The sequence below is a fragment of the uncultured Brevundimonas sp. genome, from assembly GCF_963975535.1.
Taxonomy (GTDB): Bacteria; Pseudomonadota; Alphaproteobacteria; order Caulobacterales; family Caulobacteraceae; genus Brevundimonas.
On record NZ_CAXBHE010000007.1, the window covers coordinates 159,809 to 181,885 of the forward strand.

At 69.7% G+C, this 22,077-nt stretch carries 21 protein-coding genes; 16 read left to right on the plus strand and 5 right to left on the minus strand.

What is annotated here, in order from left to right; all coding sequences use genetic code 11:
- Positions 1-6: 6 nt before the first annotated feature.
- The gene (locus AACZ75_RS11495) at positions 7-2,505 is read left to right on the plus strand and encodes a prolyl oligopeptidase family serine peptidase (protein ID WP_339872995.1); all 2,499 of its coding nucleotides are present in this window, start codon (positions 7-9) and stop codon (positions 2,503-2,505) included.
- Here the strand turns inward: AACZ75_RS11495 and AACZ75_RS11500 are convergent.
- From AACZ75_RS11500 to AACZ75_RS11510, 3 genes are all read right to left on the minus strand, one after another.
- The gene (locus AACZ75_RS11500) at positions 2,441-3,913 is read right to left on the minus strand and encodes an asparagine synthase-related protein (RefSeq protein WP_339872996.1); all 1,473 of its coding nucleotides are present in this window, start codon (positions 3,911-3,913) and stop codon (positions 2,441-2,443) included. The two genes, AACZ75_RS11495 and AACZ75_RS11500, sit on opposite strands and share 65 nt — an antisense overlap.
- 259 nt (positions 3,914-4,172) lie before the next feature.
- Positions 4,173-4,814 (minus strand): lasso peptide biosynthesis B2 protein, encoded by a 642-nt coding sequence (locus tag AACZ75_RS11505; RefSeq protein WP_339872997.1) that lies wholly within the window; start codon positions 4,812-4,814, stop codon positions 4,173-4,175.
- A gap of 741 nt (positions 4,815-5,555) precedes the next feature.
- The gene (locus AACZ75_RS11510) at positions 5,556-6,041 is read right to left on the minus strand and encodes a helix-turn-helix transcriptional regulator (RefSeq protein ID WP_339872998.1); all 486 of its coding nucleotides are present in this window, start codon (positions 6,039-6,041) and stop codon (positions 5,556-5,558) included.
- 232 nt (positions 6,042-6,273) lie between these two features.
- Here AACZ75_RS11510 and AACZ75_RS11515 point away from each other — a divergent pair, with 232 nt between their 5' ends.
- Genes AACZ75_RS11515 through trbB form a run of 4 tightly spaced genes read left to right on the plus strand, consistent with a single transcriptional unit; the run spans position 6,274 to position 10,164 of the window.
- Positions 6,274-6,903 (plus strand): hypothetical protein, encoded by a 630-nt coding sequence (locus tag AACZ75_RS11515; protein ID WP_339872999.1) that lies wholly within the window; start codon positions 6,274-6,276, stop codon positions 6,901-6,903.
- The gene (locus AACZ75_RS11520) at positions 6,904-8,781 is read left to right on the plus strand and encodes a type IV secretory system conjugative DNA transfer family protein (RefSeq protein ID WP_339873000.1); all 1,878 of its coding nucleotides are present in this window, start codon (positions 6,904-6,906) and stop codon (positions 8,779-8,781) included.
- Between the two features lie 16 nt (positions 8,782-8,797).
- Positions 8,798-9,208, plus strand: coding sequence for a hypothetical protein (locus AACZ75_RS11525; protein ID WP_339873001.1), 411 nt, complete (start codon positions 8,798-8,800; stop codon positions 9,206-9,208).
- Entirely contained in the window at positions 9,208-10,164 is a 957-nt protein-coding gene (gene trbB / locus AACZ75_RS11530) for a P-type conjugative transfer ATPase TrbB (protein WP_339873002.1), read from the plus strand. The genes AACZ75_RS11525 and trbB overlap by 1 nt, the downstream gene beginning before the upstream one ends.
- A 184-nt stretch (positions 10,165-10,348) precedes the next feature.
- Here the strand turns inward: trbB and AACZ75_RS11535 are convergent, their stop codons facing one another.
- Both AACZ75_RS11535 and AACZ75_RS11540 read right to left on the minus strand, forming a co-directional pair.
- Positions 10,349-11,266, minus strand: coding sequence for a nucleotidyl transferase AbiEii/AbiGii toxin family protein (locus tag AACZ75_RS11535; protein WP_339873003.1), 918 nt, complete (start codon positions 11,264-11,266; stop codon positions 10,349-10,351).
- On the minus strand, positions 11,253-12,077 hold the full coding sequence (locus AACZ75_RS11540; RefSeq protein ID WP_339873004.1) for a type IV toxin-antitoxin system AbiEi family antitoxin domain-containing protein: 825 nt from the start codon (positions 12,075-12,077) through the stop codon (positions 11,253-11,255). The genes AACZ75_RS11535 and AACZ75_RS11540 overlap by 14 nt, the downstream gene beginning before the upstream one ends.
- A 456-nt stretch (positions 12,078-12,533) precedes the next feature.
- On the opposite strand from AACZ75_RS11540, the gene AACZ75_RS11545 reads away from it, so the two are divergent.
- From AACZ75_RS11545 to AACZ75_RS11595, 11 genes are read left to right on the plus strand one after another with little or no spacing between them, the layout of a single operon-like run.
- Entirely contained in the window at positions 12,534-12,854 is a 321-nt protein-coding gene (locus AACZ75_RS11545; protein WP_292098464.1) for a TrbC/VirB2 family protein, read from the plus strand.
- Positions 12,854-13,117 carry a VirB3 family type IV secretion system protein gene (locus tag AACZ75_RS11550; RefSeq protein WP_292098465.1) on the plus strand — a complete coding sequence of 88 codons (264 nt, stop codon included), beginning with the start codon at positions 12,854-12,856 and terminating at the stop codon, positions 13,115-13,117. The genes AACZ75_RS11545 and AACZ75_RS11550 overlap by 1 nt, the downstream gene beginning before the upstream one ends.
- Complete coding sequence (gene trbE, locus AACZ75_RS11555) at positions 13,071-15,563, plus strand: conjugal transfer protein TrbE (protein ID WP_339873005.1); 2,493 nt, start codon at positions 13,071-13,073, stop codon at positions 15,561-15,563. The genes AACZ75_RS11550 and trbE overlap by 47 nt, the downstream gene beginning before the upstream one ends.
- Positions 15,514-16,260 carry a conjugal transfer protein TrbJ gene (locus tag AACZ75_RS11560; RefSeq protein WP_339873006.1) on the plus strand — a complete coding sequence of 249 codons (747 nt, stop codon included), beginning with the start codon at positions 15,514-15,516 and terminating at the stop codon, positions 16,258-16,260. The genes trbE and AACZ75_RS11560 overlap by 50 nt, the downstream gene beginning before the upstream one ends.
- A gap of 12 nt (positions 16,261-16,272) precedes the next feature.
- Positions 16,273-17,688: a P-type conjugative transfer protein TrbL gene (trbL, locus tag AACZ75_RS11565; protein WP_339873007.1), complete on the plus strand. Its 1,416-nt coding sequence runs from the start codon at positions 16,273-16,275 to the stop codon at positions 17,686-17,688.
- A 1-nt stretch (position 17,689) separates the two neighbouring features.
- Complete coding sequence (trbF, locus tag AACZ75_RS11570; RefSeq protein ID WP_298748064.1) at positions 17,690-18,373, plus strand: conjugal transfer protein TrbF; 684 nt, start codon at positions 17,690-17,692, stop codon at positions 18,371-18,373.
- Positions 18,352-19,407: a TrbG/VirB9 family P-type conjugative transfer protein gene (locus tag AACZ75_RS11575; protein WP_339873008.1), complete on the plus strand. Its 1,056-nt coding sequence runs from the start codon at positions 18,352-18,354 to the stop codon at positions 19,405-19,407. Before trbF ends, AACZ75_RS11575 begins: the two co-directional genes overlap by 22 nt.
- Positions 19,404-20,564, plus strand: coding sequence for a TrbI/VirB10 family protein (locus AACZ75_RS11580; RefSeq protein WP_339873009.1), 1,161 nt, complete (start codon positions 19,404-19,406; stop codon positions 20,562-20,564). Before AACZ75_RS11575 ends, AACZ75_RS11580 begins: the two co-directional genes overlap by 4 nt.
- Complete coding sequence (locus tag AACZ75_RS11585) at positions 20,561-21,073, plus strand: S26 family signal peptidase (protein ID WP_339873010.1); 513 nt, start codon at positions 20,561-20,563, stop codon at positions 21,071-21,073. The genes AACZ75_RS11580 and AACZ75_RS11585 overlap by 4 nt, the downstream gene beginning before the upstream one ends.
- Positions 21,067-21,678 (plus strand): lytic transglycosylase domain-containing protein, encoded by a 612-nt coding sequence (locus tag AACZ75_RS11590; protein ID WP_339873011.1) that lies wholly within the window; start codon positions 21,067-21,069, stop codon positions 21,676-21,678. The genes AACZ75_RS11585 and AACZ75_RS11590 overlap by 7 nt, the downstream gene beginning before the upstream one ends.
- The gene (locus AACZ75_RS11595) at positions 21,675-21,956 is read left to right on the plus strand and encodes a hypothetical protein (protein WP_339873012.1); all 282 of its coding nucleotides are present in this window, start codon (positions 21,675-21,677) and stop codon (positions 21,954-21,956) included. Before AACZ75_RS11590 ends, AACZ75_RS11595 begins: the two co-directional genes overlap by 4 nt.
- The last annotated feature ends 121 nt before the right edge of the window (positions 21,957-22,077 follow it).

Sequence of the window (22,077 nt, forward strand, 5' to 3'; positions counted from 1 at the left end):
GGCGACATGATCATCGTCCTGCTGCGTCGCCTGGCGACGATCGCGATGACGCTTGCCTGCCTGTCATCCGTCGCTCACGCCCAGGGTCGTCCCATGACGATCCGGGACATTGTGTCGATGTCGTCGTTCGGCGCGGCGTCTCTGGATCCGGGCGGAAGGTGGGCCGCCTATGAGCGGCGGGGGGCGTATGACGCCGCCCCGGCCTTCGACCTCGACCACCGGTCGGTCTGGACCCTCAGCGAACTCTGGATCGCGGAGACCGGAGGCGGGACGTCGCCTGAACGTCTCTTGCCGGCTTCCGAGGGACCCGGCCTGCTCCTCGGGGACTGGTCGCCGTCCGGGCGGCGGCTGCTGATCTACAGGCTCAGAGACGAGCGGTTCGAGGCGGGTGTGGTCGAGATGTCGGACCGGACCGTCTGGTGGACCGGCCTGACCCCGGATGCGCCGTTTACCGGCTCGACCGCCACCTGGCTTGATGATGACCGGCTTGGATTGACGGTGCTTCCGGACGAGGGGCTTCCCTGGCTCTTTCGTTACGCCGGGGGAGCCCAGGTCGAGATCGCGCGCCAGTGGTCGGCCCAGGCCCGAGGGCGCGAGCCGAGCCGGACCGTGGTCGACACGCGCGGCGGCGCGGCCACGGCGCAAACTCCCGCGCGCGACCGGTCGCTGGTCCTGCTTGATGTCGCTCGCCGGGAGGTCCGGCCCCTGGCGTCCGGCCTGATCCGGGACTGGGCGGCCTCCCCGGACGGTCGCACCATCGCGGTGCTGCGCTCCGGTTCTCCGGTGCCGATCAGTCCCGACGGCGTGCGTCAGTTCGGCAACTCCGAGCGGGGGCGGCTGAAGCTGATTGAGGTCTCGAGCGGACGGGCGACCTCTCTGCCCGCGGATCTGGATGTGGCCCCGCACCTGCTGCGGTGGACAGCCGCCTCCGACGCCTTGCTGGTCTGGGTCCGGCGAGATGGAGAGCCATGGGCGAGCGGCGATCTGGCGCGCGTGGACCGGGACGGCGCGCTCGTCCGTATTGACCGTCATGGCCTCGACCCGTTCCCGCCGGGCGGCGACATCGACCAGCTCGCGGGCGTGCGCGCGGACTGGGTCGGCGAGACCCCTGTTCTCTACGCGCGGCGGCGAGACGCCTCCCGGTTCGATTGGCAGGCCCTGGCCCCGGGAGAGCCGCCGCGCGCGCTCACGGCGGACCTGGACCAGCCGCCGGGCAGACTGTCGGCCCTTGGCGACGATACGGCGCTCCTGTTTGCGAGCGGCGGCCTGTGGGAGGTCGGGGCGAGCCGAACGACGCGCCGAAGCGCCCACGATGTCCATGTCTCCGATGCCCGAACCGCGGATCGGATGAAGCCCGTCCGTCTGCGCGTCAACGCGCCGCCCCGCCAGGATTGGGCGCTGGCGATCGACGGAGCCGGTCACCTGGCGGTCTTGCGGACGGGTGCGAGTCCGATCCCGCTGGGGGGGACCGCGCCTTCCGGCGAAACGACGGTGTTGTCCGCTACGGCGGAGGCCGCCCTCGTGATCAGCCGCGACCGCGGCAGGGAGACCCTGAGGCTGTTGGCGCCGGGCGAAGACCGCGAACTGGACGAGGTCAATGCAGGGTTCGCGGACCTATCCCTGTCCCGGCCCGTGCCCGTGCCGCACCTGGACGCCTCGGGGCGGTCGACGACAAGCTGGCTCTTCCTGCCGCCGGGTCGGACGCCGGAAGAGGCCAGGGGGGTGGTGGTTCTCGCCTATCCCGGGGCGGTCGATGACGGACGCTTTCTGAGTCCGCCGAACCTGCTTTACGGGCCGCGGGCCGCGTTGCTCGCCTCGGAGGGCTATGCCGTCCTCTCGCCCTCAATTCCGGTCGCCGCCTCAGGCAGCGGAAGTATCGCGAGCTTTCTGACCGATACGGATCTGGCGGTCGACGCCATGTGGGCCGCCTGGCCGGGCCTCCCACGAGACCGGACGGCGCTTCTCGGGCATAGCTTCGGAGGATATTTCACCGTCGCCGCTGCGGGTCGTTCAACGCGATATCAGACCTACATCGCCTGGGCTCCGGCCACCGACCTGCTGGGCCTCTGGGGCGAGTTCACCCCGGCCAGCCGCGCCATGCCGGAGGAAGGCCTGACCCTGCGACAGCAGACGGGTTGGGTAGAGGCCAACCAGGGCGGGATGCCCGGTCCACCGTGGACGGCGAGCGAGCGCTACCTTGAAGCCAGCCCCTATCTGACGGCGAACCGGATCACTCAGCCCATCCTGCTGATCACCGCGGATCGCGACTATGTGCCGATGTCCCAGGCGGAGCGGGTTTTCAGCGTGGTCAACCGCCAGGGCGGCCGAGCCCGTCTCATCACCTATTGGGGCGAGGGACACGTCAACATCAGCCCGGCCAATATCCTCGATGTCTATGACCAGATCCTTCGCTGGCTGGATGAGACCCTCGGCGGCGGGGTCACAGCGGGACCAGACGCTGGCTCCAGGCCCGCACCCATCCCTCTACGGCCGCGACCGTCATGATTTCCCCATAGGTCCCTCGCCAGATCAGATTGTCGCGCGAAAGCAAGACCTCAGCGGCCGCCCGGTCGATCAGGCCGACCTCCGCCAGCCGCCCGTCGAGCAGCCACGGCCGGAGGAAATCGAGGTTGTCTGCGACCATCCGGCCATAGATGGCGGACATCTCCCCCTTGCTGCGCCGTTCGCTGATGATCGAGGGCAGGCGATCACGGAAGGCGAAGCGCGCCAGTCCGCGGTCACGCTGGCCGAGGACGAGCTGTGTGGCGGGCAGGGCCAGGCAGGTCTCCACGACCGGTTGCGACAGCAGGGGCGTCAGCACACTGAGGGTCCGGGTCTGCAGGGAGGGGGATTGGCGGCCGATACCGTCGATCAGACCGGCGATCTGCAAGACCTTGGCGGGCCCGAGGTCGTCGCAGTCATTGAGCCAGCGAGGAACCGTTCTGTGAGCGATCGGTGTGATCAGTTCATTGCGTCGCGCGGGGCGGGCTTCGGTCTCTCTTCGCGCCCCGGCGATCAGAGACCAGATTGATCGTTCATTCAGCCTGGCGAGCCCGGTGAGGGCAGGGGAGGTCAACGATCTCCAGCCACGGGCGCGCCAGAGATCGGTAAACACGTCGGCTGTCGCACCCTGCAGCAGGATGGAATCTCCGCCCCGACCGGTCATGATCGCCGTCGCGCCGGCAGTCCGGAGGCGATCGGACCAGTCACGATCGTGGTGCATGTCGATCCCGGCCAGGCCCGGACGGACGCCTCGGGAAATGGCTTCGAAGTCGGCTTCGGTCAGCGGCCCGGTGGCATGGGGGACGCTGAGGATATCGATCCCGAGCGCGGCACCCAGGGCGATCGCATAGGGACGTTCATCGGATTGGGCCTCCGCCCCGTAAAGATTGATCCATGGAGCCACATCCTCGCGGACGCGGATGAGGCTGGCCGCCACGAGACTGGAATCCAGTCCGCCCGACACTTCCGCTGCCAATGGGCCGGCGGCGAGAGCCAGCGCCCGAACGGCGTCGTCCAGCGACATCGTCAGCGACGCGGCGGCTTCGGCGTCGGCAACAGGTTCCGCCGCTCCGCGCCGGACGATGGCCGCGGGCGACCAAAGCGCGGTCGGAAGGGTCTCAAGGGGCGCCGGCTGGATGGTTCCGGGAAAGATGGCGACCGGACCGTCGAGCAGCAGGTCCTCCCACACGAGCAACGGATCATGCAGTGCCTGGGCGACGCGATCGAATGCGATGCACCAGGAGCGCGGAACCGGCAGCCAGGCCGGCACTGCGGATGCGACGATCGTCAGGCCGTCATCCTCCCACGCGATGCAGTCCAGGCCCCCGCAAGGATCACGCAGGATCTCCGCCACCTCGCCTTGAGCCGATATTCGAACCCCCACGAACCGGCCCCAGAACCGCGCGAACAATTTGCGTTCGTAGCTCCAGGGTTCCTGGTCCGTGTCCGTCCTGACGATGCGATGCTCGCGGTGAAAGACCTGACCGATCAGCCGCCAGCCTCCCACGACCAGGGTGGCAGGAGGCGACGGTCCGTCGACCGCCAGCCAGGTCCGTTCGCCGAGGCTCGAGACGGTCATGCCCGCGGCGACCGCCCGGTCTCGCAGGGCGTCGGCCCTTGCGTTCACCGCCGACGCGGAGCCCCGGGACACGATCAGATAGTCGCCCACCTCAGAACACGGCGATGGGGGTGAAGGAGCGGACGCGGTCGAACCGGTCACCGATCACGAGGTCGTCGATCTGGAGCCAACAGTGAGCGAAGAAGGGCCAGGTCTTGACCCCGAAGACCCAGTCCACGGGCTGGCCGTCGGACGCGAGGATGCGTCGCAGCTGCCAGGCCCGTTGAAGACATAGCCCCTCGAACGGAATGAAGGGCAGGACGGTGCGGTAGGCGGACGCCCGGGCCGAAACCCTCCGGCAGTCGACACGCGCCGACCGGCTGCGCCGGGGGCCTGCGTCGTCGATCAGTTGCGACAGGGACTGGTTCCGGAACGCCGCGGTCGCCGCCAGAGTCCGGACCATGGTGTCCAGACGCTTGATCCGCCCGGGATATTCCCCGGCGGTCAGTTCGCCTCGCGGCGCCACCGGCGAGCGGCAGGTCGGCGCTCCTGGATCGGAGGCGATGAGTCCGGCCGATTGAAGCTCTTGCAGGACGTCGTCGTCTGCCGAGACCGCGCCTGATCCGACCGGCGTGAGTTGATTTCCGCCGCCGACGAGACACGAGTACCGGTCCGCGCCGACGTCGAGAATGACCACGTCGTCACGTATTCCGACCATATGCAGACCGGCTGCGAGGGTGACCTGGCGTGCCATGGGGCCTCCGGATGACGGGCCTCGGGGCGGTCGCCACGAGGACGACCGCCCTTCTGTTCAGGCCGGGGTGCGGCTCTGGACGATCAGCAGTTCGAAGTACGGACCGATTTCCCCGTCCTGGGTGAGCGCCTTGGCGCTGCCGAAGCTGACAAGGCGGAGTTTGGGCATGGTCATCACAGTCTCCTTGGGTTGATCGCCACGGGTGTGGCAGCCCCAGTGAGCGCTCGGTGTTGCCCGCAGAAAAGCTATATCTGGAGTATATTCAATGGCTCCTTCCCGACCCCGCACATCCGGACCGTGGTTGTCAGTGACCTGCAAAGCGCCAGGCCGCCAACGGGTCGGACGCGGCGCCCAGGCTCGTCATCGGGCTGGGAGGAATGAACTTTCTCGCGATTTCGAATGGGCCGCAGAGAGCGTCGACGGAGATTTTCCCGGACGCGAGGGCTTCCGGACAGGGATGGCCTGTATGCGGCTTCAGTATAAGGCCTCCGTGGCCGCCCCTTTGGGGGCGACCACTCAACCGTTCAGGCCGGAGTGCGGCTCTTCACGAACATCAGTTCGAGGTACGGTCCTTCCTCGCCATCCCGGGTAAGCGCCTTGGCGCTTCCCAGGCCGACGAGTCGGAGTTTGGGCGTGGGGGTCATCACGGTTTCTCCTTGGGTTGATCGCCACGGATGTGGCGCAGGGAGTGAGCGCGCGGCTTGACCGTCTGAAAAGCTATATCTGGAGTATATTGAGGGGTCAGCGCCCAGGTTTGGGGCGTTTGGAGAGCAGCTCGGCCGCGCCCGTCTGCAGCCAGGCCTGGGCCTGTTCGCTGGTCTCGTCGCCGTCCAGCAGGGTGTCGAACATGCCGGTGATGGCGGCGATCAGGGTGCGGGCGTCCAGGTCCATGAGGCGATCCTGGATGGCCTGGTCGAAGCGCTGAATGGCTACCGTGAGGATGGTCGCCATCTTGTTGTCGGCGCAGCGTCGGGCCAGGTCGGACGATCCGATCACGACCGACAGGATGAGCGCATAAGGATCGCTGTTGGTCGCCGCGGCGAACCGGTGGATGTGGTCCAGGTTGAGGCGGGTGGCGCCCGACTCGAAGCGTTCATAGGTTCTGAGCGCCATGTTCATGGCGCTGGCGACCTCGGCTGTGGTCATGCCGCGATGTTTGCGCACCGCCTTGACCGCCGCGGAAAGCAACTCGCCGTCACGGGGCAGTTCAGGCGGCACTCCACTCATCGGCGAAACCTCTCAAACACGGGATGGTGCGACGGGACGCTTCAGTGGGCAACGCTCATCCTTTCGTTTCCGTACACAACCGGCGCTCCTCCGCCACAAAGCGGCGGATGAACCGACGGCGCACGGCGGATATCTCGACGTTTTATGGCGCTTTTGGCCATTCGGGCTTGCAACTCATTGGCGAGCCGGTCGATCCGCGCCAGAAACCCCGGCTCCCTTCCTGGAGACGGCCGTGACCCGAAAGCGCGATCCCTTCCTGCTGGCCCTGGAGAGCATTCGCCATCTGTCCGAGCAGGGGGCCTATGCGCCCGGGACGCCGATCGTGATCATCGAGGAGGCCCGACGATTGCGGCTGTCGACCACGCCGGTGCGCGAGGCCCTCGCCTGGTTGTGCGGCGAGGGCCTGGTCGAACGGGCGCCGTTCGGCGGCTATCTCGCCTCGCGGATCGACGCGGCCCTGGTTCGGGACCGGTTCGCCTTCCGGCTCCATTGCCTGACGACGAGCCTGAAACTGGCCGAGGCCGTGCGGGACCGTGATGAACCCGTTCCGTCGGCCGCCGCCCCGGAAAAGCGGCTGGCCGAACATCTCGACCGCATCGTCCGAGGCGCGGGCAATCAGGTCCTCGCGGAAGCCTTCGAGCGGGTGGGCCGCCAGCTCCTGCCGCTGGCCCAGGCGGAGCAGCGGATCCTGCATGATCGTGAAGCCGAGGCCGTCTCCATCCTTCGGCTGGCCGACTCCGGCCCGATCCCGGCCCTGCGGCAGGCCCTGGTCGCCTATCACCAGCGCCGGCTGGATGCCGCGCCGCTGCTGGTTCTCGACGTTTCCGGCGAGCGGCGGGATCCTCCCGGCGGGGCGGTCTAGGTGCCGGCGCGGCTGGCCTTGCTCGGTCTGGGTCTGCTGGCGGGACTGCAGGCGGCCACGCAACTGTTCGCCTGGACCTATCACTGGGCCGCGGCGCTGGGACCGGCGCTCAGGGTTAATCCCGACCTGGCCCTCTATCCGCCCTGGGCCATCCTGGTCTGGCGCGGGGAGTTCGGCGACGAGGCCCGTACGGCGGTCTCGCGCAGCGCGCCGCTGATCCTGATGGGCGCGGTCGGGGGGCTGGGCCTGGGCTCGCTTTTCGGGGAACGGACGGCGCGCCGGATCCGGGGGTGGGGCGGATGGGCCGAGGTCCGCGGCGCGGGTCTGCTCAGCCCGGCCGGCGCGGTGCTGGGGGTATTCAGGGGGAGGCTGCTGGCGACGGCGGACCTGCGACCGACGCTGGTGACCGGCGGGACCCGCAGCGGCAAGGGACGGGGCCACGTCATCCCGACGCTGCTGTCGTGGACGCCGAGCGTCCTGGTCCACGATCCCAAGCGCGAACTGTGGCGGATCACCGCCGGCTGGCGGGCGCGGTTCTCGCACGTCCTCTATTTCGCGCCGCGGGATCCGGCGTCCGCGCGCTGGAATCCGTTGGCCGAGATCCGGCCGGGACCCGGCGAACTGGCGCAGGTCCAGCGTCTGGTGGCCATACTGTCCGATCCCGGCGGCGCGCGGGACGATGAGGCGATCTGGGACAAGGCCGCCTCGGAAATCCTCGAAGCCGTGATCCTGCATGTCCTCTACACCGCCCGGGACGCCGACAAGACCCTGCTCAGGGTGCGCGAGCTCCTGGCCGATCTCGACGATGCGGCCGATGCGATGATGAAGACCCTCCACCGGTCGGGCGCGGACGGGAAGCCCGAGACCCATCCGTTCATCCGGACGGCGGTGAAGGGCTATGCCGCCATGCACGACCGGTTCCGGACCTCGGTGCAGGGAACGGCGCGGTCCTATCTGAAATGGCTGGCCGGCGAGGATGTGGAGCGCGCGCTGTCGGCGTCGGACTTCGCCATGGGCGATCTGATGTGCGCCGGGGCGCCGGTGTCGCTCTATGTCCAGGTGGCACCGGCGGACGCAGCCGCGCTGCGGCCGCTCGTGAGGTTGATGTTCTATTCCGCGGCCCAGGCCCTGACGGCGGAGGAGACGAGGGACGCGACCGGCCGGGAGAAGCGCCACAGGCTGCTGATGGTCATGGACGAGTTCCCGCTCCTGGGGCGGCTGGCCTTCTTCGAGAAGTCGCTGCGCCTGATGAGCGGCTACGGGGTCAAGGCGATGTTCGTGGCCCAGTCGCTCAACGACATCGTCGAGACCTATGGCCCGCACAACACCATCCTCGACAACTGCGCGGTCTATACGGCCTTCTCGGCCCTGGATCCGTTGACCCAGGACAAGGTGTCGAAGCTGACGGGCTCGGTGACGGAGACCCGCACCAGCCGCAGTGGCCCCGCCGGTCTGGGGGCGGGCCGCAGCTCGGTGTCGCGCTCGCAGATCGAACGGCCCCTGCTGGAGCCGGGGGAGATTCGCGCGCTGCCGGACGACCAGCAGCTGTTGTTCCTGGCGGGGCATCGGCCGCTTCGAACCCAAAAACTTCTCTATGACCGGCGCGAACCGTTCCGGAGCCGGGCGGGGGAGGCCGCGCCCGATCAGGGCCGCCGCCTCGACGTTCCGCCCCGCGCCCCTCATCCGTGGGCGGGGCGTCGCAGCCTCGGGGAGGATGCGGAGGCGAGCCTGCCGCTGTTCAAGGAGGTGGTGGCGGCCATGGACGACAAGAAGGTCGCCGCCAGGGCGGCCGATATCTACGGGCGGGTGGCGCAGGAGATGGCCGCACAACAGGCGGCCCTCGATCAGTTGCAAGGACCAGGCAATGCCAAGGACTAACCCCCAGACCGCCCGCGTGCAGGTCTATCTCACCGATCCCAAGCTCGCGACGGCCCTCAATCGCGAGGCGCGGGCCGGCCGGATGCCGCTCAGCCAGGCCGCCGGGCGGGCGATCTCGCGGGGGCTGCAGAAATCGCCCCATGCCGATCCCGAGGATCGGCTGCTGCAGCTCGAACGCTCGCTGAGGGACCACATGCGGTCGACGGCGAGGGACATGCAGATCGTCCAGGAGCTTCTGATCGAGGTGGCGCGGGCCTTCTTCCTGCGTCTGCCGGACGCCGTGGTCGACCAGGACCCGACGGTCCAGGCGGCCGTGGACCGGCGCATCGAACGGCTGCTTGACGCGACCGCGGCGCGGATCGTCGCGGGCCGGACCGCGACCGACACGGTCGCCGGCGAACCCCGCTCGTTTGACCCCTCGACCTGATGGCGATCCATCCGATCGTCGCGGAACGCAAGCTGGAGGCGTTGCGCCACGCGCTCGGGCCTACGGTTCTCTCAGCCCTGGAGGAGCCCGCCGTGGTGGAGATCCTCGCCAATCCCGATGGGCGGCTGGTGCTCGACCGGAGCGGAGAGGGGCGTCGCGACACCGGCGAGACCCTTTCGCCGGAAGCGCGCGAGCGCGCCATCAAGCTCATCGCCGACTATGTCGGGGAGACGGTGGCGCGCGAGGACCCGCGTCTGTCCGGCGTCCTGCCGGGGACGGGCGAACGGTTCCAGGGATTGCTGCCCCCGATCGTCGCGGCGCCGGCCTTCTCGATCCGCAAGCGGCCGGCCGTGATCTGGAGGCTGGACGACTATGTTCGCGACGGCGTGATGACGGAGACCCAGGCGGACGCGCTGCGACAGGCGGCGGCCGAACGCCGCAACATCCTCATCTCCGGCGGGACCGGCTCGGGCAAGACCACCCTGGCCAATGCGGTGCTGGCGGAGCCTGCCTATTCCGGGGACAGGGTCTTCCTGATCGAGGACACGCCGGAACTGCAGTGCTCGGCCTGGGACGTGGTCGCGGTGCTGACCCGGCGCGCGCCGGTCGTCATCGGGGTGGTCGATCTGGTGAGGGATGCGCTGCGGATGCGTCCGGACCGGATCGTGGTCGGTGAAATGCGCGACGGCGCCGCCGCGCTGGAGACCCTGAAGAGCTGGAACACCGGGCATCCCGGTGGCCTGTCGACGATCCACGCCAACTCCGCCGAAGACGTGCTGCGTCGTGTCGAGGATCTGATCATCGAAGTGGTGGCCCGGCCGCCCCGGCGCGCGATCGCCCAGGCGGTCGACCGGATCGTCCATATCCGGCGCACGGCCCAGGGCCGACGGGTGGAGGCCGTGCTCGCCGTCGAAGGGCTTGAGGCGGATCGTTACCGGCTGACGCCGCTCGCGTGAGGACAGGGCGCGACGGCGCTATGCTGCTTGCGGGTGGATCCCTGACATCGCGACGCCTGGAGACGCGCTTCGGTGCCGCGGCCTGGTGATGCGGGCGCGGCCGGCGGCGCGGCCACGCGCCGGTCCGGTCAGTCCAGTCAGGAGGGCGATGTCCGGGCGTGGTCGTTCCGGTTGCGGCGCCGCTTTACGACGGCCAGACGGCGCGCAGCCCTTCCACCAGGTGGTCGCGTCGGCCGGGCGCGAGCTGGTCCAGATTCCGTTGCTTCCAGCGTACCGCCGGCAGGTCGGCGATGCCCGGCAGGCCTACGAGCGACCAATCCGGCTCGCCGCATTTGAAGCCGATCAGGAAGTCGCGATGCGCGGTCGGCATATCATCGACGATGATCGTGATGAGGGCTTCGCGCGCGGTGATCAGTTCGTCGAGGCTGACCGGCTCCAGCGTCATGCCGACGAAGCCTCGGCGAAACTCCCCGGCGATATCCTTGCGGCGCGGACGCAGCACTTCGGCCATCGGGCGAGGGTGGCTGATCAGATAGGCGATGAAGGCCTGCCGCAGTTGATCGTCCACGCCTTCATTGGCCAGAAGGTCGCGCACGTCGAACAGGTCGCGCGGGTGCTGGCGGTCCAGGGCGGCGGCGATCTTTCCGGCATAGAGGTCGGGGAGAGAGACCATCCGGGCTTCGGCGAAGCCGAACCGGTCTTCCACCGCCGGCGTGACGCCCCGCAGTTCCGGGGCGAACACCGTGCCGCGCAATACGGGCGTGACCTCGATCTTGATCTGGACTCCGTCCGCGGCGACGAGAAGTTTGTCGATCGTGCCCTCGGGCCGCGCCTGGCCAGGCGTCACCGCGACGCGGGGCAGTCGTTCGGCCATGGCGGCCGCGATCCGCCTCAGGCCGGCGTCGATCGCAGCCAGGGACGCGGCCCGTTCGGCGACGGGCAGATAGGTCAGATCGATATCGACCGAAAGACGCGGGAGATTGCGGACGAACAGATTGATGGCCGTGCCGCCCTTCAGGGCGAATTCGGTCTCGGCCAGCACGAATGGCAGAGTGCGGATCAACAGCCGGACCTGGCGCTCGTAGAGATCACCGAACGGCATTGAAGTCCTCCGGTACGGTGATGCGGTAGGTCGGATCGAGCCGCCCGCCCTTGGCGAGCATGCGGTTGCCGCTGCCGAGGTTAACCGAGCGCCGGTCAAGCCGCTTCAGCCACGCGTGACCGTGACGATCGGCAAAGAAGAAGAACAGCCGTTTGACCTTGATGCTCCGGCAGTCGTCGAGGAGTAGTTGCAGGCGACGCGGGCTGAGATTGGCCAAGCCCTCCACCAGGGCGTCGACCTGATCGAACGTCTCGCGGTCGGGGAGTTCGTCGAGCAGTTCGAGCAGGGCCCGTTCGGGCGTCGAGACAAGCATCGGCCATTTCCAGTGGCCTATGGGCATGTCGGCCACGCCTGCCTGGCCCCAGGCAGAGGGATCCGCCGGCCCGGAAGGCTCCTGACCCCGGAGCCCGAACCAGGCGGCGTGGCCAAATAGCCTGGCCGGGTTGTGATAAAGGAAGGCGACGCCGAGCTTGAGGTCGTTCAGCCAGGTCGGCGGCCGGGTCAGGCCGTACAGATGAACCTCCCGGACCTCGCGGTTCAAATAGTGGCCGAACCCCTGGAGTTCGAGCGCGGTGCGGCCGCCGACGACAAGTCGGTGGTCGAGCAGCGTTTGCAGCGACAGGACGACAAGTTGCCAGTCAAGCGTGCCGCGCGGGCGGCGATAGACGCGGCGGGCGGGTTGCTCGAGCCAGCCGGCGGCGACGTATTTGGCGCGGAGCGAATTGTAGTAGCCGTGCTCGTTGAGCCAGGCGGAGTCCACCACCAGACCCTCCGGCAACAGCCGCTCCAGCTTGTTTAGCTTACCTGACATTTGAGCACTTATAGTGATCAAAATGAAGGAATGTCAAATAGTGGAGTTTTCAGGCTCCCTGTTTGAGCACCCGGAGTGATCAAACTCTCGTATTGCCAAACCGCCACCCTCGGAGCCCTGGCCGGGTCCGGGGAGACGGGCGAAGGCGCAAGTTCAGTCATGCTGGCGCAAGGCGGGCATCGCCGTCAGCCGCCTGCGGCTGCATATGCCGCGCGCGACCAGGGGCGCTCCGTCGCGAGCAGACCGACCGCCAGTCGTCGCAACTCATCCGACGAGTTGGGAACAGGTCCTCGGGACCGACGTAGGCCAAGTCGTTTCCAGAGTTGATGCAAGTCGTCAACAAGTCGTCAGCAAGTCATTGAAATTACTTATACAAAACGATTGACAGTGCGCGGGATTCTTTGCTTGCAATGAGTCGCTGCGCAGTGACCTGCGCTGAAACAAAGGAAGCAGATCATGCAACGGAGACTGGGGCGCCGCCTGTTCGGCGCAGCGATGACGTGCGGCCTGATGCTGGCCGGACCGGCCCTGGCCGGAGGTTCGGGCATGCCCTGGGAAGGGCCGCTGCAGCAGGTGGTGCAGTCGATTACCGGACCGGTGGTCCAGGCCGCCGCGGTCGTGGCCGTGGTCGTCTTCGGGGCCGGCATCGCCATGAGCGAGAACGGCTCGTCGATGCGCCGGGGTCTGGGCATCATGTTCGGCCTGTCGATCGCCTTCGCCGCCTCGACCTTCTTCCTGGACTTCTTCGGCTTCGCCGGCGGCGTGGAGATCGGGTGATGGACCCGCGGCCGGACGGGTGGGAACTGCCGGTGGCCCAGGCCCTGGCCGAGCCGGTGCTGATGGCTGGCATGCCGCGCGGCTACGCCATCGCCATGGGCACGATCGCCCTGGTGCTGGGCCTGGCGCTGCGCATCTGGTGGCTGGGCCTGCTCTGGTGGGCGGTCGCCCATGCGATCGGCCTGTGGGCCGCCCGGTCAGACCGGCGCTTCTTCGATGTGCTGCGTCGTCATCTGGCGCTGCCCGGCCATCTGGACGGGTGAGGGCGCGATGCGGTTCCTCGACGAACATCGCAGACGTCCGGCCGCCCTGGCCGATCATCTGCCCTGGGCCGCCCTGGTCGCGCCCGGCGTGGTCCTGAACAAGGACGGCGCCTTCACGGCCGGGTTCCGGTTTCGGGGGCCCGATCTGGAATCCTCGACCGAGGGCGAGCTGATGGCGGTGCGCGCCCGGCTCAACAACGCCCTGAAACGGCTCGGGTCCGGCTGGTGCCTGCATATGGAGGCGCGCCGCCGTCCGGCCACGGCCTATCCGGAGAGCGCCTTTGAACTCGATGTCGCCTGGCTGCTGGATTCCGAGCGCCGGATCCGTTTCGAGGACGCTGATCTGGCGTTCGAGACGGATTTTCGCCTGGCCCTGACCTGGCTGCCGCCGGCCGACGAGACCCGTCGCATGGAGCGCTGGCTGTTCGACGGCCTGGCCCGGGGCGGCCACGACTGGCGGCTGTCGCTGGCGACCTTCGGGCGCGAGGCCGATACGACGCTCGACCTGTTGTCCGACGCCCTGCCAGAGATCGAACGGCTCGGCGACGCGGACCTTCTGACCTGGCTGCACGACAGCGTGTCGCCGACGTCCTTCGCGGTGCGGCCGCCCGAGACGCCGATGTTCCTCGACGCCTGGCTGGCCGATGCCGGCCTGACCGGCGGGGTCGCGCCCCGGCTGGGCGACCGCTGGCTCAAGGTGGTCTCGGTGCGGGGCCTGCCGTCGATGACCCGGCCCGGGCTGCTCGACGCGCTCGGGGCCCTGCCGTTCGAATACCGCTGGACGGCGCGCTGGATCGGCCTGGACAAGCCCGAGGCCGAGCGGGAGATCGTCAAGCTGAGGAAACGCTGGTTCGCCAAGCGCAAGGGCGTCGGCGTCCTGCTGCGCGAGGCCATCACCAGGGAGGAGGTGCCGCTCCTCGATACGGACGCGGCCTCCAAGACCGAGGAATGCGACGGGGCCCTGGCCGCCCTGGGAGCGGAGAGCTGCGCCTTCGGCTACCTGACCGTGACCGTCACCGTGCTGGACGCCAGCGAGGCGGGGGCCGCGGCCAAGGCCAGGGCGATCGAGGCGGCGCTCAACGCCCAGGGGCTGGTGGCCCGGATCGAGGATCTCAACGCGGTGGAGGCCTGGCTGGGTTCTCTGCCCGGCGAACCCTATGCGGATGTGCGCCGGCCTCTGGTCTCGACCCTGAACCTGGCCGATCTGCTGCCGGTTTCCGCCGTCTGGGCCGGGCCGGCCGAGGACGCCAACCTGCAGGGGCCGCCGCTGGCGACCGCGCGCACGACCGGCGCGACCCCGTTCCGTCTGGTGCTGCACGTCGGCGACGTCGGCCACGCCATGGTCGTGGGGCCGACCGGATCGGGCAAGAGCGCCCTGCTGTCCTTCCTGGCCCTGCAGTGGTTCCGCTATCCGCGGGGCCGGGTCGTATTCTTCGACAAGGGCCGGTCGGCGCGGGCCGCGACGCTCGCGGCCGGAGGGCGATGGCAGGCGCTGGAGCCGGGCGCCCGGGTCTCGCTCCAGCCCCTGGCCGCAATCGATCGGGAGGATGAGCGGGCCTGGGCGTCGGAATGGATCGCCGAGACCGTGCGCCTGGCGGGGCTGGAGCCGGCGCCGAGGGTGCGGGAGGAGATCTGGCTGGCCTTGTCGGCCTTGTCCGAGGCGCCGGTGTCGCAGCGGACGCTGACGGTGTTCTGCGCCCTGGTCCAGGACAAGGCGGTCGCCGCCGCCCTGGAGCCGCTGACCCTGAAGGGGCCCCATGGCGCGCTGCTGGACGGGGAGGGGGAAGCCCTGACGCCGACCCGGTTCGACACCTTCGAACTGGAGAGTTTGATGGGGACGCCGTCGGCGGTGGCGCCGGTGCTCTCGGCCCTGTTTCACCATCTCGAACAGGGTTTCGACGGCCGGCCGACCCTGTTGGTGCTGGACGAGGCCTGGCTGTTCCTCGGCGAGACCGCCTTCGCCGCCCGGATCCGGGAATGGCTCAAGACCCTGCGCAAGAAGCGGGTCTGCGTGGTCTTCGCCACCCAGAGTCTCGACGACGTGGCGGCCTCGCCGATCGCCGCCAGCCTGATCGAGAGCTGCCCGACCCAGGTGTTTCTGCCCAATCCCCGCGCGCTGGAGCCGGCCTCCGCCGAGCTCTACCGCGGTTTCGGCCTGAACCGGCGACAGCTGGAGCTGATCGCCTTCGCCACCCCCAAGCGGGCCTACTACTGGCGCCAGCCGCGCGGGCGACGACTGTTCGACCTGCGACTGACCGGCGTGGCGCTCGCCCTGTGCGGCTCGAGCGCGCCCGAAGACCAGACCCTGATGGACGCCATTCTGGAGCGATCCGGACCTGACGACCGCCGACCGGGCACCTTCGCCCGTGAATTCCTCAAAGCCAAGGGAGTGCAAAATGTGGATTCCGTTCTCGACGCCTTCGCCGGCCCGCTCGCGGCCGAATAGGCTCGCCTCGATCCTGGGAACCGGGCTTGCGGCGGTCAGTCTGCTGGCCGCGTCGCCGGCCCCGGCCCAGCAGGTCGTGTTCGACCCGCGCAATCACATCGAGAACGCGCTGCAGGCGGCGCGTCAGCTCGAGAGCCTGGCCAATGAGGCGCGCAGCCTGGCCGCCTCGCCCTACAGTCACCTCGCGCAGTCGAGCCAGTCGCTCCAGGACATGGCCGAGCTGGCGCGCACGGCGCGCGGCATCGCCGGCTCGGTCAGCGGCCTGGAGCAGCAGTTCCGCAACCTCTATCCCGAGGATCTGTCGGGTTCCGACATGCTGGACCTGCTGGAGCAGGGCCGGGCCAGAACCGCCAACGCCCGCCGCACGGCCGAGGATGTGGCCCGCACGGCCGCGGAACTGGAGCGGATGGGGCAGGGGCGGTCGCAACGCCTCGCCGGGGCCCTGTCGGCCAGCCAGGCGGCGAGCGGCCAGACGGCGGCGGTGCAATCGTCCAACCAGCTTCTTGCGGTCCTGGCCGAGGACCTGGCGGCGCTGCGCACCATCATGCTGGCCCAGTCCCGCCTTCTGGCCGAGGCCACGGCGCGGGACGCGGCGGACCGGGCCTCTGGCGACGCCGCCCGTCACCAGCGCTGGGGCCGCCAGGCCGGGACGCCGACGGCACCGCGTTTCGACCCCCTGTCCCACGCCGGCGACTGAGGGCGTCTGGCGATGACGGTCGGAGTAGAGACGCCCAATGAGCTGATGGTGGTGTTCTCCAACACCATCTCGGCCGGGTTCGACGCCCTGCAGGGGTCGGTCAACGGGGTGTTCGGCCTGCTGATCGTCCTCGTCGTCGCCCTGACCGGCATTCAGTGGGCCCTGTCCCCGAACCGGGAGGTCCTGGCCTCCGGCTTCGGCAAGGTGTTGCTGATCGGCGCCTTCGCCTGGCTGATCAATGACTGGCAGCAGCTGTCCGAGACCGTCTACGCCGGCTTTCTGGAGCTGGGACTGACGGCCGGCGGCGGCTCGCTGAGCCGCGAGGAATTCCTCAATCCCGGGGCCATCCTGGCCCAGGGCTGGGAGATCGTGAAGGCGCTCGGCGAGACGCCCGCGCCCGTCGACAATCCCCTGGATATCGTCGGCAACATGGCCGACGCCCTGATCCTGGGCCTGGCCATGATCGGCATCATGCTGGCCTTCGCCGTGCTGGCCCTGCAGATCATCGTCTCCCTGCTGGAGTTCAAGATCGTCACCCTGGGCGGCTTCGTGCTCCTGCCGTTCGGAATCTGGAACAAGTCCGCCTTCCTGGCCGAGCGGCCGCTCGGCTATGTCGTCTCGTCCGGACTGAAGGTTCTGGCCCTGGCCATCGTGGTCTCGGGCGCGCGGGCGATCTTCGACCAGCTCCAGCCCTCGGCCAATCCCGACATCTACGAAGCCCTGACCATCCTGGTCGCGGCCATCCTGCTGGCCATGCTGGCCCTGTTCATCCCCAGCCTGGCGTCGGCCCTGGTGACGGGCGGCCCGGCCCTGGGCGCGGGTGCGGCCTTGACCGGCGCCCTGGCCGTGGGCGGCGCGGGAGCCCTGGCCGGCGCGGGGATCGCCGGCGCCGGCGCCATGGCGGCAGGAGGCGCGGCCCGTCTGGCCGGGCCGGCGCGCGCGGCGGCGGGGGCGGGCGCGGGCCGGCCGCCGAACCCGCCGAACCCGGCGGGGCCCTCACCGACGCCGCGGCCCTCGAACGACAATCCGCCACCGTCCGGACCACGCCGCCCCACGGGTGGAGCCATGAGCTCGCCTCCGGCGTCCAGCGCGAGCGGGGTCAACGAGCCCGCCGCGGCCTGGCGGTCGCGGGCAGAACCGACCGGCGGCGCGGCCGGCGAAGCGACCGGGGAGGCATCCGCGTCCGGCGCGCCGCAGTCCTCGAAGGACGCGCCCGGCCGGCCGGGCGGGACGATCGCGGCCGAGGCCCGGACCGCGAGAGCCGACTTCCACCGCGCCGCGTCACGACCGGCCGCCGCCGCGGGCAACCCGCCGGGACGATCCGCGGCCCTGCAGGCCTTCTTCGTCGCCAATGCCGGCCGCGGCCTGCTGCCGTCCGGCGAAACCAGCGGCGTGCTGTCGCCCAATCTGAAGACCGAGGAGTCCTGAGATGCATCCCTTCTTCCGGCCCAGACGGGCCCTGGCCTCCGCGCCGGAGCAGACCCCGTACCAGCGGGCCGGCCAGGTCTGGGACGACCGCATGGGCCTGTCCCTGGCCCATGCCCGCAACTGGCGCCGCATCGCCCTGGCCAATCTGGTGCTGGCCGGATTTCTCGGCGCCGGCTGGTGGGTCCAGGCGGACCGGGCCGTGGTCAAGCCCTTCGTGGTCGAGGTCTCCGACTGGGGCGAGACCCAGCGCATCACGGCCATCGGCGGACGCTATGAGCCCAATGAGGCCCAGATCGGTCATGCTCTCGCGGGCTGGGTCCGCGATGTCCGTTCCAAGTCGATCGATCCCATCGTCATCCGCCAGAACTGGTTGCGGGCCTATGACCTGATGACGCCGAAGGCGGCGGCCTTCCTGAACGCCTGGGCCCAGGCCCACGACCCGTTCGCCGAGGTCGGGCGCGAGGCGGTCAATGTCGAGATCCTGAACGTGGTGCGCCGCACGGATCGCACCTTCGACCTGCAATGGCGCGAGACCCGCTTCGTCAACGGCCAGTCGGCGGGGACCGAGCGCTGGCGGGCCCTGATCACCACGACTGTCCAGCCGCCCCGCACGGAGGCCGAGCTGATGAAGAACCCCCTTGGACTGAAAATCGAGGATGTATCATGGACCCCCGACGCCTCCTGATCCTGACCGCCCTGGGCCTGTCGCTGTCAGGCTGCGCGATGTTCCGCCACGATCCGGCGCCCGCCGTGCCCTGGGCGGACGGGACGGCCGCCACTGTCCCAGTAGACATATCGACGTCGAAGCCGACGTCGATATCGACCGACGGCGCCGAACCGGTCGCCGCGGGCGTCGAGGATCCGCATGCGCTCTCGCCGACGGAACAGCCCTATGAGGCGTCGCCGCGGACCGGAGATGCACCAACTGGAAATGCAGCGACCGGCGACGCGCCGACCGGGGCAACCGGGCGGCGGGCCATCGCCGCGGCCAATGCGACGGCGCGCGCGCTGTCCCGGGAAGACGCCTTCGTCGGCGGTGTCCAGGTCTTCACCTGGTCGCCGGGCCGGGTGTTCGAGGTCTGGACCGCCCCGCTTCGGGTGACCACCCTGACCCTGGCCCCGGGCGAGACCCTGGTGGCCAAGGCGGCGGGCGACACCGTGCGCTGGCAGATCGGCGAGGCGGTGTCCGGTGAAGGCGCGGGCCAGCGGACCCATGTGCTGCTCAAACCGCTGGAGCGGGGGTTGGAGACCAACCTCGTCCTGACGACGAACAGGCGGATGTATCTCATTGATCTGAAAAGCGGCGGGGTCGACGCCTTCAACGCCGCCGTGGCCTGGGACGCGGACTCGATCCTGGCCGTCGGCGCGCCGGTGGATGCCGGTGTGGCTGCGCCTGTCCGCGAGCCCGTGGTGATGCCCCGGGGTGAGCTCGACGCCCGCTACCGGATCGAGTCCCGGGGCCGGCGACCGCGCTGGACCCCGACCTCGGTGTTCAACGACGGCCGGCGGACCTTCATCACCTTCGACGCGGACCTTCAGGTCGATGAGGCGCCGGTCCTGTTCGTCATCGCCCCGGACGGGGAGGCCCAGATGGTCAACTACCGGCAGGTCGGCGGGCTGTACGTCGTCGACCGGGTGTTCGACCGGGCCGAACTGCGCCTGGGCGACCGGCGGCCTCAGGTCGTCCGTATCCGTCGTCTCGCAGGAGCCCGTTCATGACCGACGTCGATCCCCTTCAGTCCGCCCCGGGGTCTCTGCCGCCCAAGGAGCCCGCGCCGGGCCTGACCGCCCGGGCGGCACCGCCTCATGCCGTGCGCCTGCGTAAATCCGTGGTCCAGGTTCTGGTCATCGGCGGCGCCGTGCTGGTCTCGGGCTCGCTGGCCTGGGCCTTCGTGGTCCAGCCGGAGCTGCGCGACAGCGCCCGGGCGCGGCAGGCCGAGGCCCGCGAGGAGCAGACGCGCGGCGTCGTCCGGCCCACCGAGGCGGTCACCGACCAGCCGGCCAGTTATGATCGCCTGCCTGAACCGCGCATTGCCAACAGGCAGGCTGAACCCGCCGAGGCGAACGGACCGACTGTGGGGACCGCGGGATCCTATCAGCCCGCCTATCGTCCGGCGGCGGCCGCACGCGATCGCGGACCGAGCCCGCGGGAACAGGCGGCCCGCTCCGGCCTGTTCTTTGCGGATGCTGGATCCCCCACGGGATCAAGGGCAGGGCCGCAGGCGTCCGGCGCGGATCGAGCGCCCGTTGTCAGTCCGGACCAAGAGGCGATGTACAATGGCCATGCGCTGGTGGCGCCGCTGTCGCCGTTCGAGCTCAAGGCCGGGGCCATTGTGCCCGCGGCGCTTCTGACGGCCGTGGACACCGCGCGCGCGGGCCCCGTGATCGCGACCGTCACCCAGAACGTCTATGACTCCGTGAGCGGTCGCCATCTGTTGTTGCCGCAGGGCACGCGGCTGATCGGGTCGTCGGAGGGACGCAGCGCCTATGGCGACCGCCGCGCCTTCCTGACCTGGGAACGGCTGATCCTGCCCAATGGCAAGAGTTTGATCCTGACCGGTGAGCCGGGGGTGGACGCGCAGGGTGCGGTCGGCGTCCGCGGCCAGGTGGATCGCCGGCTGTGGCCCCTGTTCGTGGGGACGCTGTTCGCCGGCGCCATCACCACCCTGGGCCAGATCGCCCGGGATGACGACGGCGGTGGATCCGGTGGCCTGCTGGGCAACGCCGGGGACGCGGCGGCGATCGAGGGGGCCCAGGTCGGCGGGCGGCTGGTGGACCGCGAACTGGAGGTCCGGCCTTCGATCCGGCTCCGGGCCGGGGTGCCCGTCCGGGTCATGATCACCCGGGACCTGATCCTGGAGCCCTATCGGCCATGACCGCCTCCCGGACCCACGGCAAGCGATGGATCGCGCCGGGGCTGGCCCTGGTCGCCCTGGCCGGCCTGGCTCTGGTCGCGGATCACGCACCGGCGCCGGTGCTGATCAATGAAAGCGCCAGCCTGCCGCGTGGCGTCTACGTCCGCCTGCCGGGAGCCGCGCCCGCGCGCGATACAGTCGTCGCCGTCCCGCAACCGTCAGCCGTCCGCGCCTATCTGGGGCGGCTCGGCATGCCCGACGACCTGTTGCTGATCAAACGGGTGGCCGCGGTCGGCGGCGACACCGTTTGCCGGCGGGACGACCAGATGGTCACGCCTGGACGCACACTGGTCGTCCAGGACCGGGACCGGCGCGGGGTCGCCCTGCCGGTCTGGCGCGGCTGCCGCCGGCTCGGCGAGGAAGAACTGTTCCTGCTCGGCGACACGCCGTCGAGCTTCGACAGCCGCTATTTTGGTCCGGTCGCTCGCTCCCGCGTGACCGGCGTCTATCGGGAGATACTGACATGGTGAGAAGGATCTGGATCGCGACGGCCGCCCTGGTGATGGCCGTGCCGGCCTCCGCTTCGGCCCAGCAGGTGGACTGGGCCCGGGCCGGAGGAAGTCTGTTCGGGACGCCGGCGGTCGAGCCGGCCGTCACGGACGCCCTGGACAGTCTGGAAATTCCCCGGCTGGCGGTTCTGGACCAGCCCTTTCGCGACGCCATAGAGGCCGCCGCCCTGGCGCACGGACTGGACCCCAAGCTGCTTCACGCCCTGGTCATCACGGAAAGCGGCTACAGGGTGGATGCGCGCTCCCCCGTCGGGGCGGGCGGCCTGACCCAGCTGATGCCGGACACGGCCCGGGAGCTGGGCGTGGTCGACCGGTTCGACCCCGTCGAGAACCTCAGGGGAGGGGCCGATTATCTGGCGCGGCAGATCCTGCGCTTCGGCGATCTGAGGCTGGCGCTGGCGGCGTACAACGCCGGCCCGGCGCGCGTGGCCAGGCTGGGCCGGGTTCCGGACATAGCCGAGACCCGATCGTATGTGGCGACTGTCGTTGACTGTTACCTGGCGCTGACGGCCGGTCAGGGCGTCGTCAATGCCCGGCAATGCCGTCCCCGCGGAGCCGGGCGATGATGGGGGAGACGGAGGAGGCGGTGGAGATCGCTCCGGCGATCGACGAGCCGCTGCTGACGCGGGCGGAGGCTTCCGCCTTCCTGGGCTCGTTCGGGATTCGTCTGAAGCCGGCCACCCTGGCGCGGCTGTGGTCCACGGGTGGGGACGGCCCGCCCTGCCGCCACATCCGGTCCAGGCCCTTCTATCCGCAAGACCTGTTGCGGGACTGGGCCCGGTCGCAGATTTCGGACATCCGCACCGCCGCGCCGCCCGCGGCAAGGGGGCGACGCCGTGGCTGACCGTTTGACCAGGGATGCCGCAGAAGCTCCGACGGTCGCGGCACTGTTGGCGGACCCTGCCGCCAGTTTCGCGGTCAAGGCGGTGGTCCGGCAATGGGCGACGCGCGATTGCGTTGATGCC

Coding starts and splice junctions, on each gene's coding strand:
- AACZ75_RS11495 (WP_339872995.1), top strand. CDS start 7: ATGATCATCGTCCTGCTGCGTCGCCTGGCGACGATCGCGATGACGCTT.
- AACZ75_RS11505 (WP_339872997.1), bottom strand. CDS start 4,814: ATGGCACGCCAGGTCACCCTCGCAGCCGGTCTGCATATGGTCGGAATA.
- AACZ75_RS11510 (WP_339872998.1), bottom strand. CDS start 6,041: ATGAGTGGAGTGCCGCCTGAACTGCCCCGTGACGGCGAGTTGCTTTCC.
- trbB (WP_339873002.1), top strand. CDS start 9,208: ATGGCGATCCATCCGATCGTCGCGGAACGCAAGCTGGAGGCGTTGCGC.
- AACZ75_RS11535 (WP_339873003.1), bottom strand. CDS start 11,266: ATGCCGTTCGGTGATCTCTACGAGCGCCAGGTCCGGCTGTTGATCCGC.
- AACZ75_RS11540 (WP_339873004.1), bottom strand. CDS start 12,077: ATGTCAGGTAAGCTAAACAAGCTGGAGCGGCTGTTGCCGGAGGGTCTG.
- AACZ75_RS11545 (WP_292098464.1), top strand. CDS start 12,534: ATGCAACGGAGACTGGGGCGCCGCCTGTTCGGCGCAGCGATGACGTGC.
- AACZ75_RS11550 (WP_292098465.1), top strand. CDS start 12,854: ATGGACCCGCGGCCGGACGGGTGGGAACTGCCGGTGGCCCAGGCCCTG.
- trbE (WP_339873005.1), top strand. CDS start 13,071: ATGTGCTGCGTCGTCATCTGGCGCTGCCCGGCCATCTGGACGGGTGAG.
- AACZ75_RS11560 (WP_339873006.1), top strand. CDS start 15,514: ATGTGGATTCCGTTCTCGACGCCTTCGCCGGCCCGCTCGCGGCCGAAT.
- trbL (WP_339873007.1), top strand. CDS start 16,273: ATGACGGTCGGAGTAGAGACGCCCAATGAGCTGATGGTGGTGTTCTCC.
- trbF (WP_298748064.1), top strand. CDS start 17,690: ATGCATCCCTTCTTCCGGCCCAGACGGGCCCTGGCCTCCGCGCCGGAG.
- AACZ75_RS11575 (WP_339873008.1), top strand. CDS start 18,352: ATGGACCCCCGACGCCTCCTGATCCTGACCGCCCTGGGCCTGTCGCTG.
- AACZ75_RS11580 (WP_339873009.1), top strand. CDS start 19,404: ATGACCGACGTCGATCCCCTTCAGTCCGCCCCGGGGTCTCTGCCGCCC.
- AACZ75_RS11585 (WP_339873010.1), top strand. CDS start 20,561: ATGACCGCCTCCCGGACCCACGGCAAGCGATGGATCGCGCCGGGGCTG.
- AACZ75_RS11590 (WP_339873011.1), top strand. CDS start 21,067: ATGGTGAGAAGGATCTGGATCGCGACGGCCGCCCTGGTGATGGCCGTG.
- AACZ75_RS11595 (WP_339873012.1), top strand. CDS start 21,675: ATGATGGGGGAGACGGAGGAGGCGGTGGAGATCGCTCCGGCGATCGAC.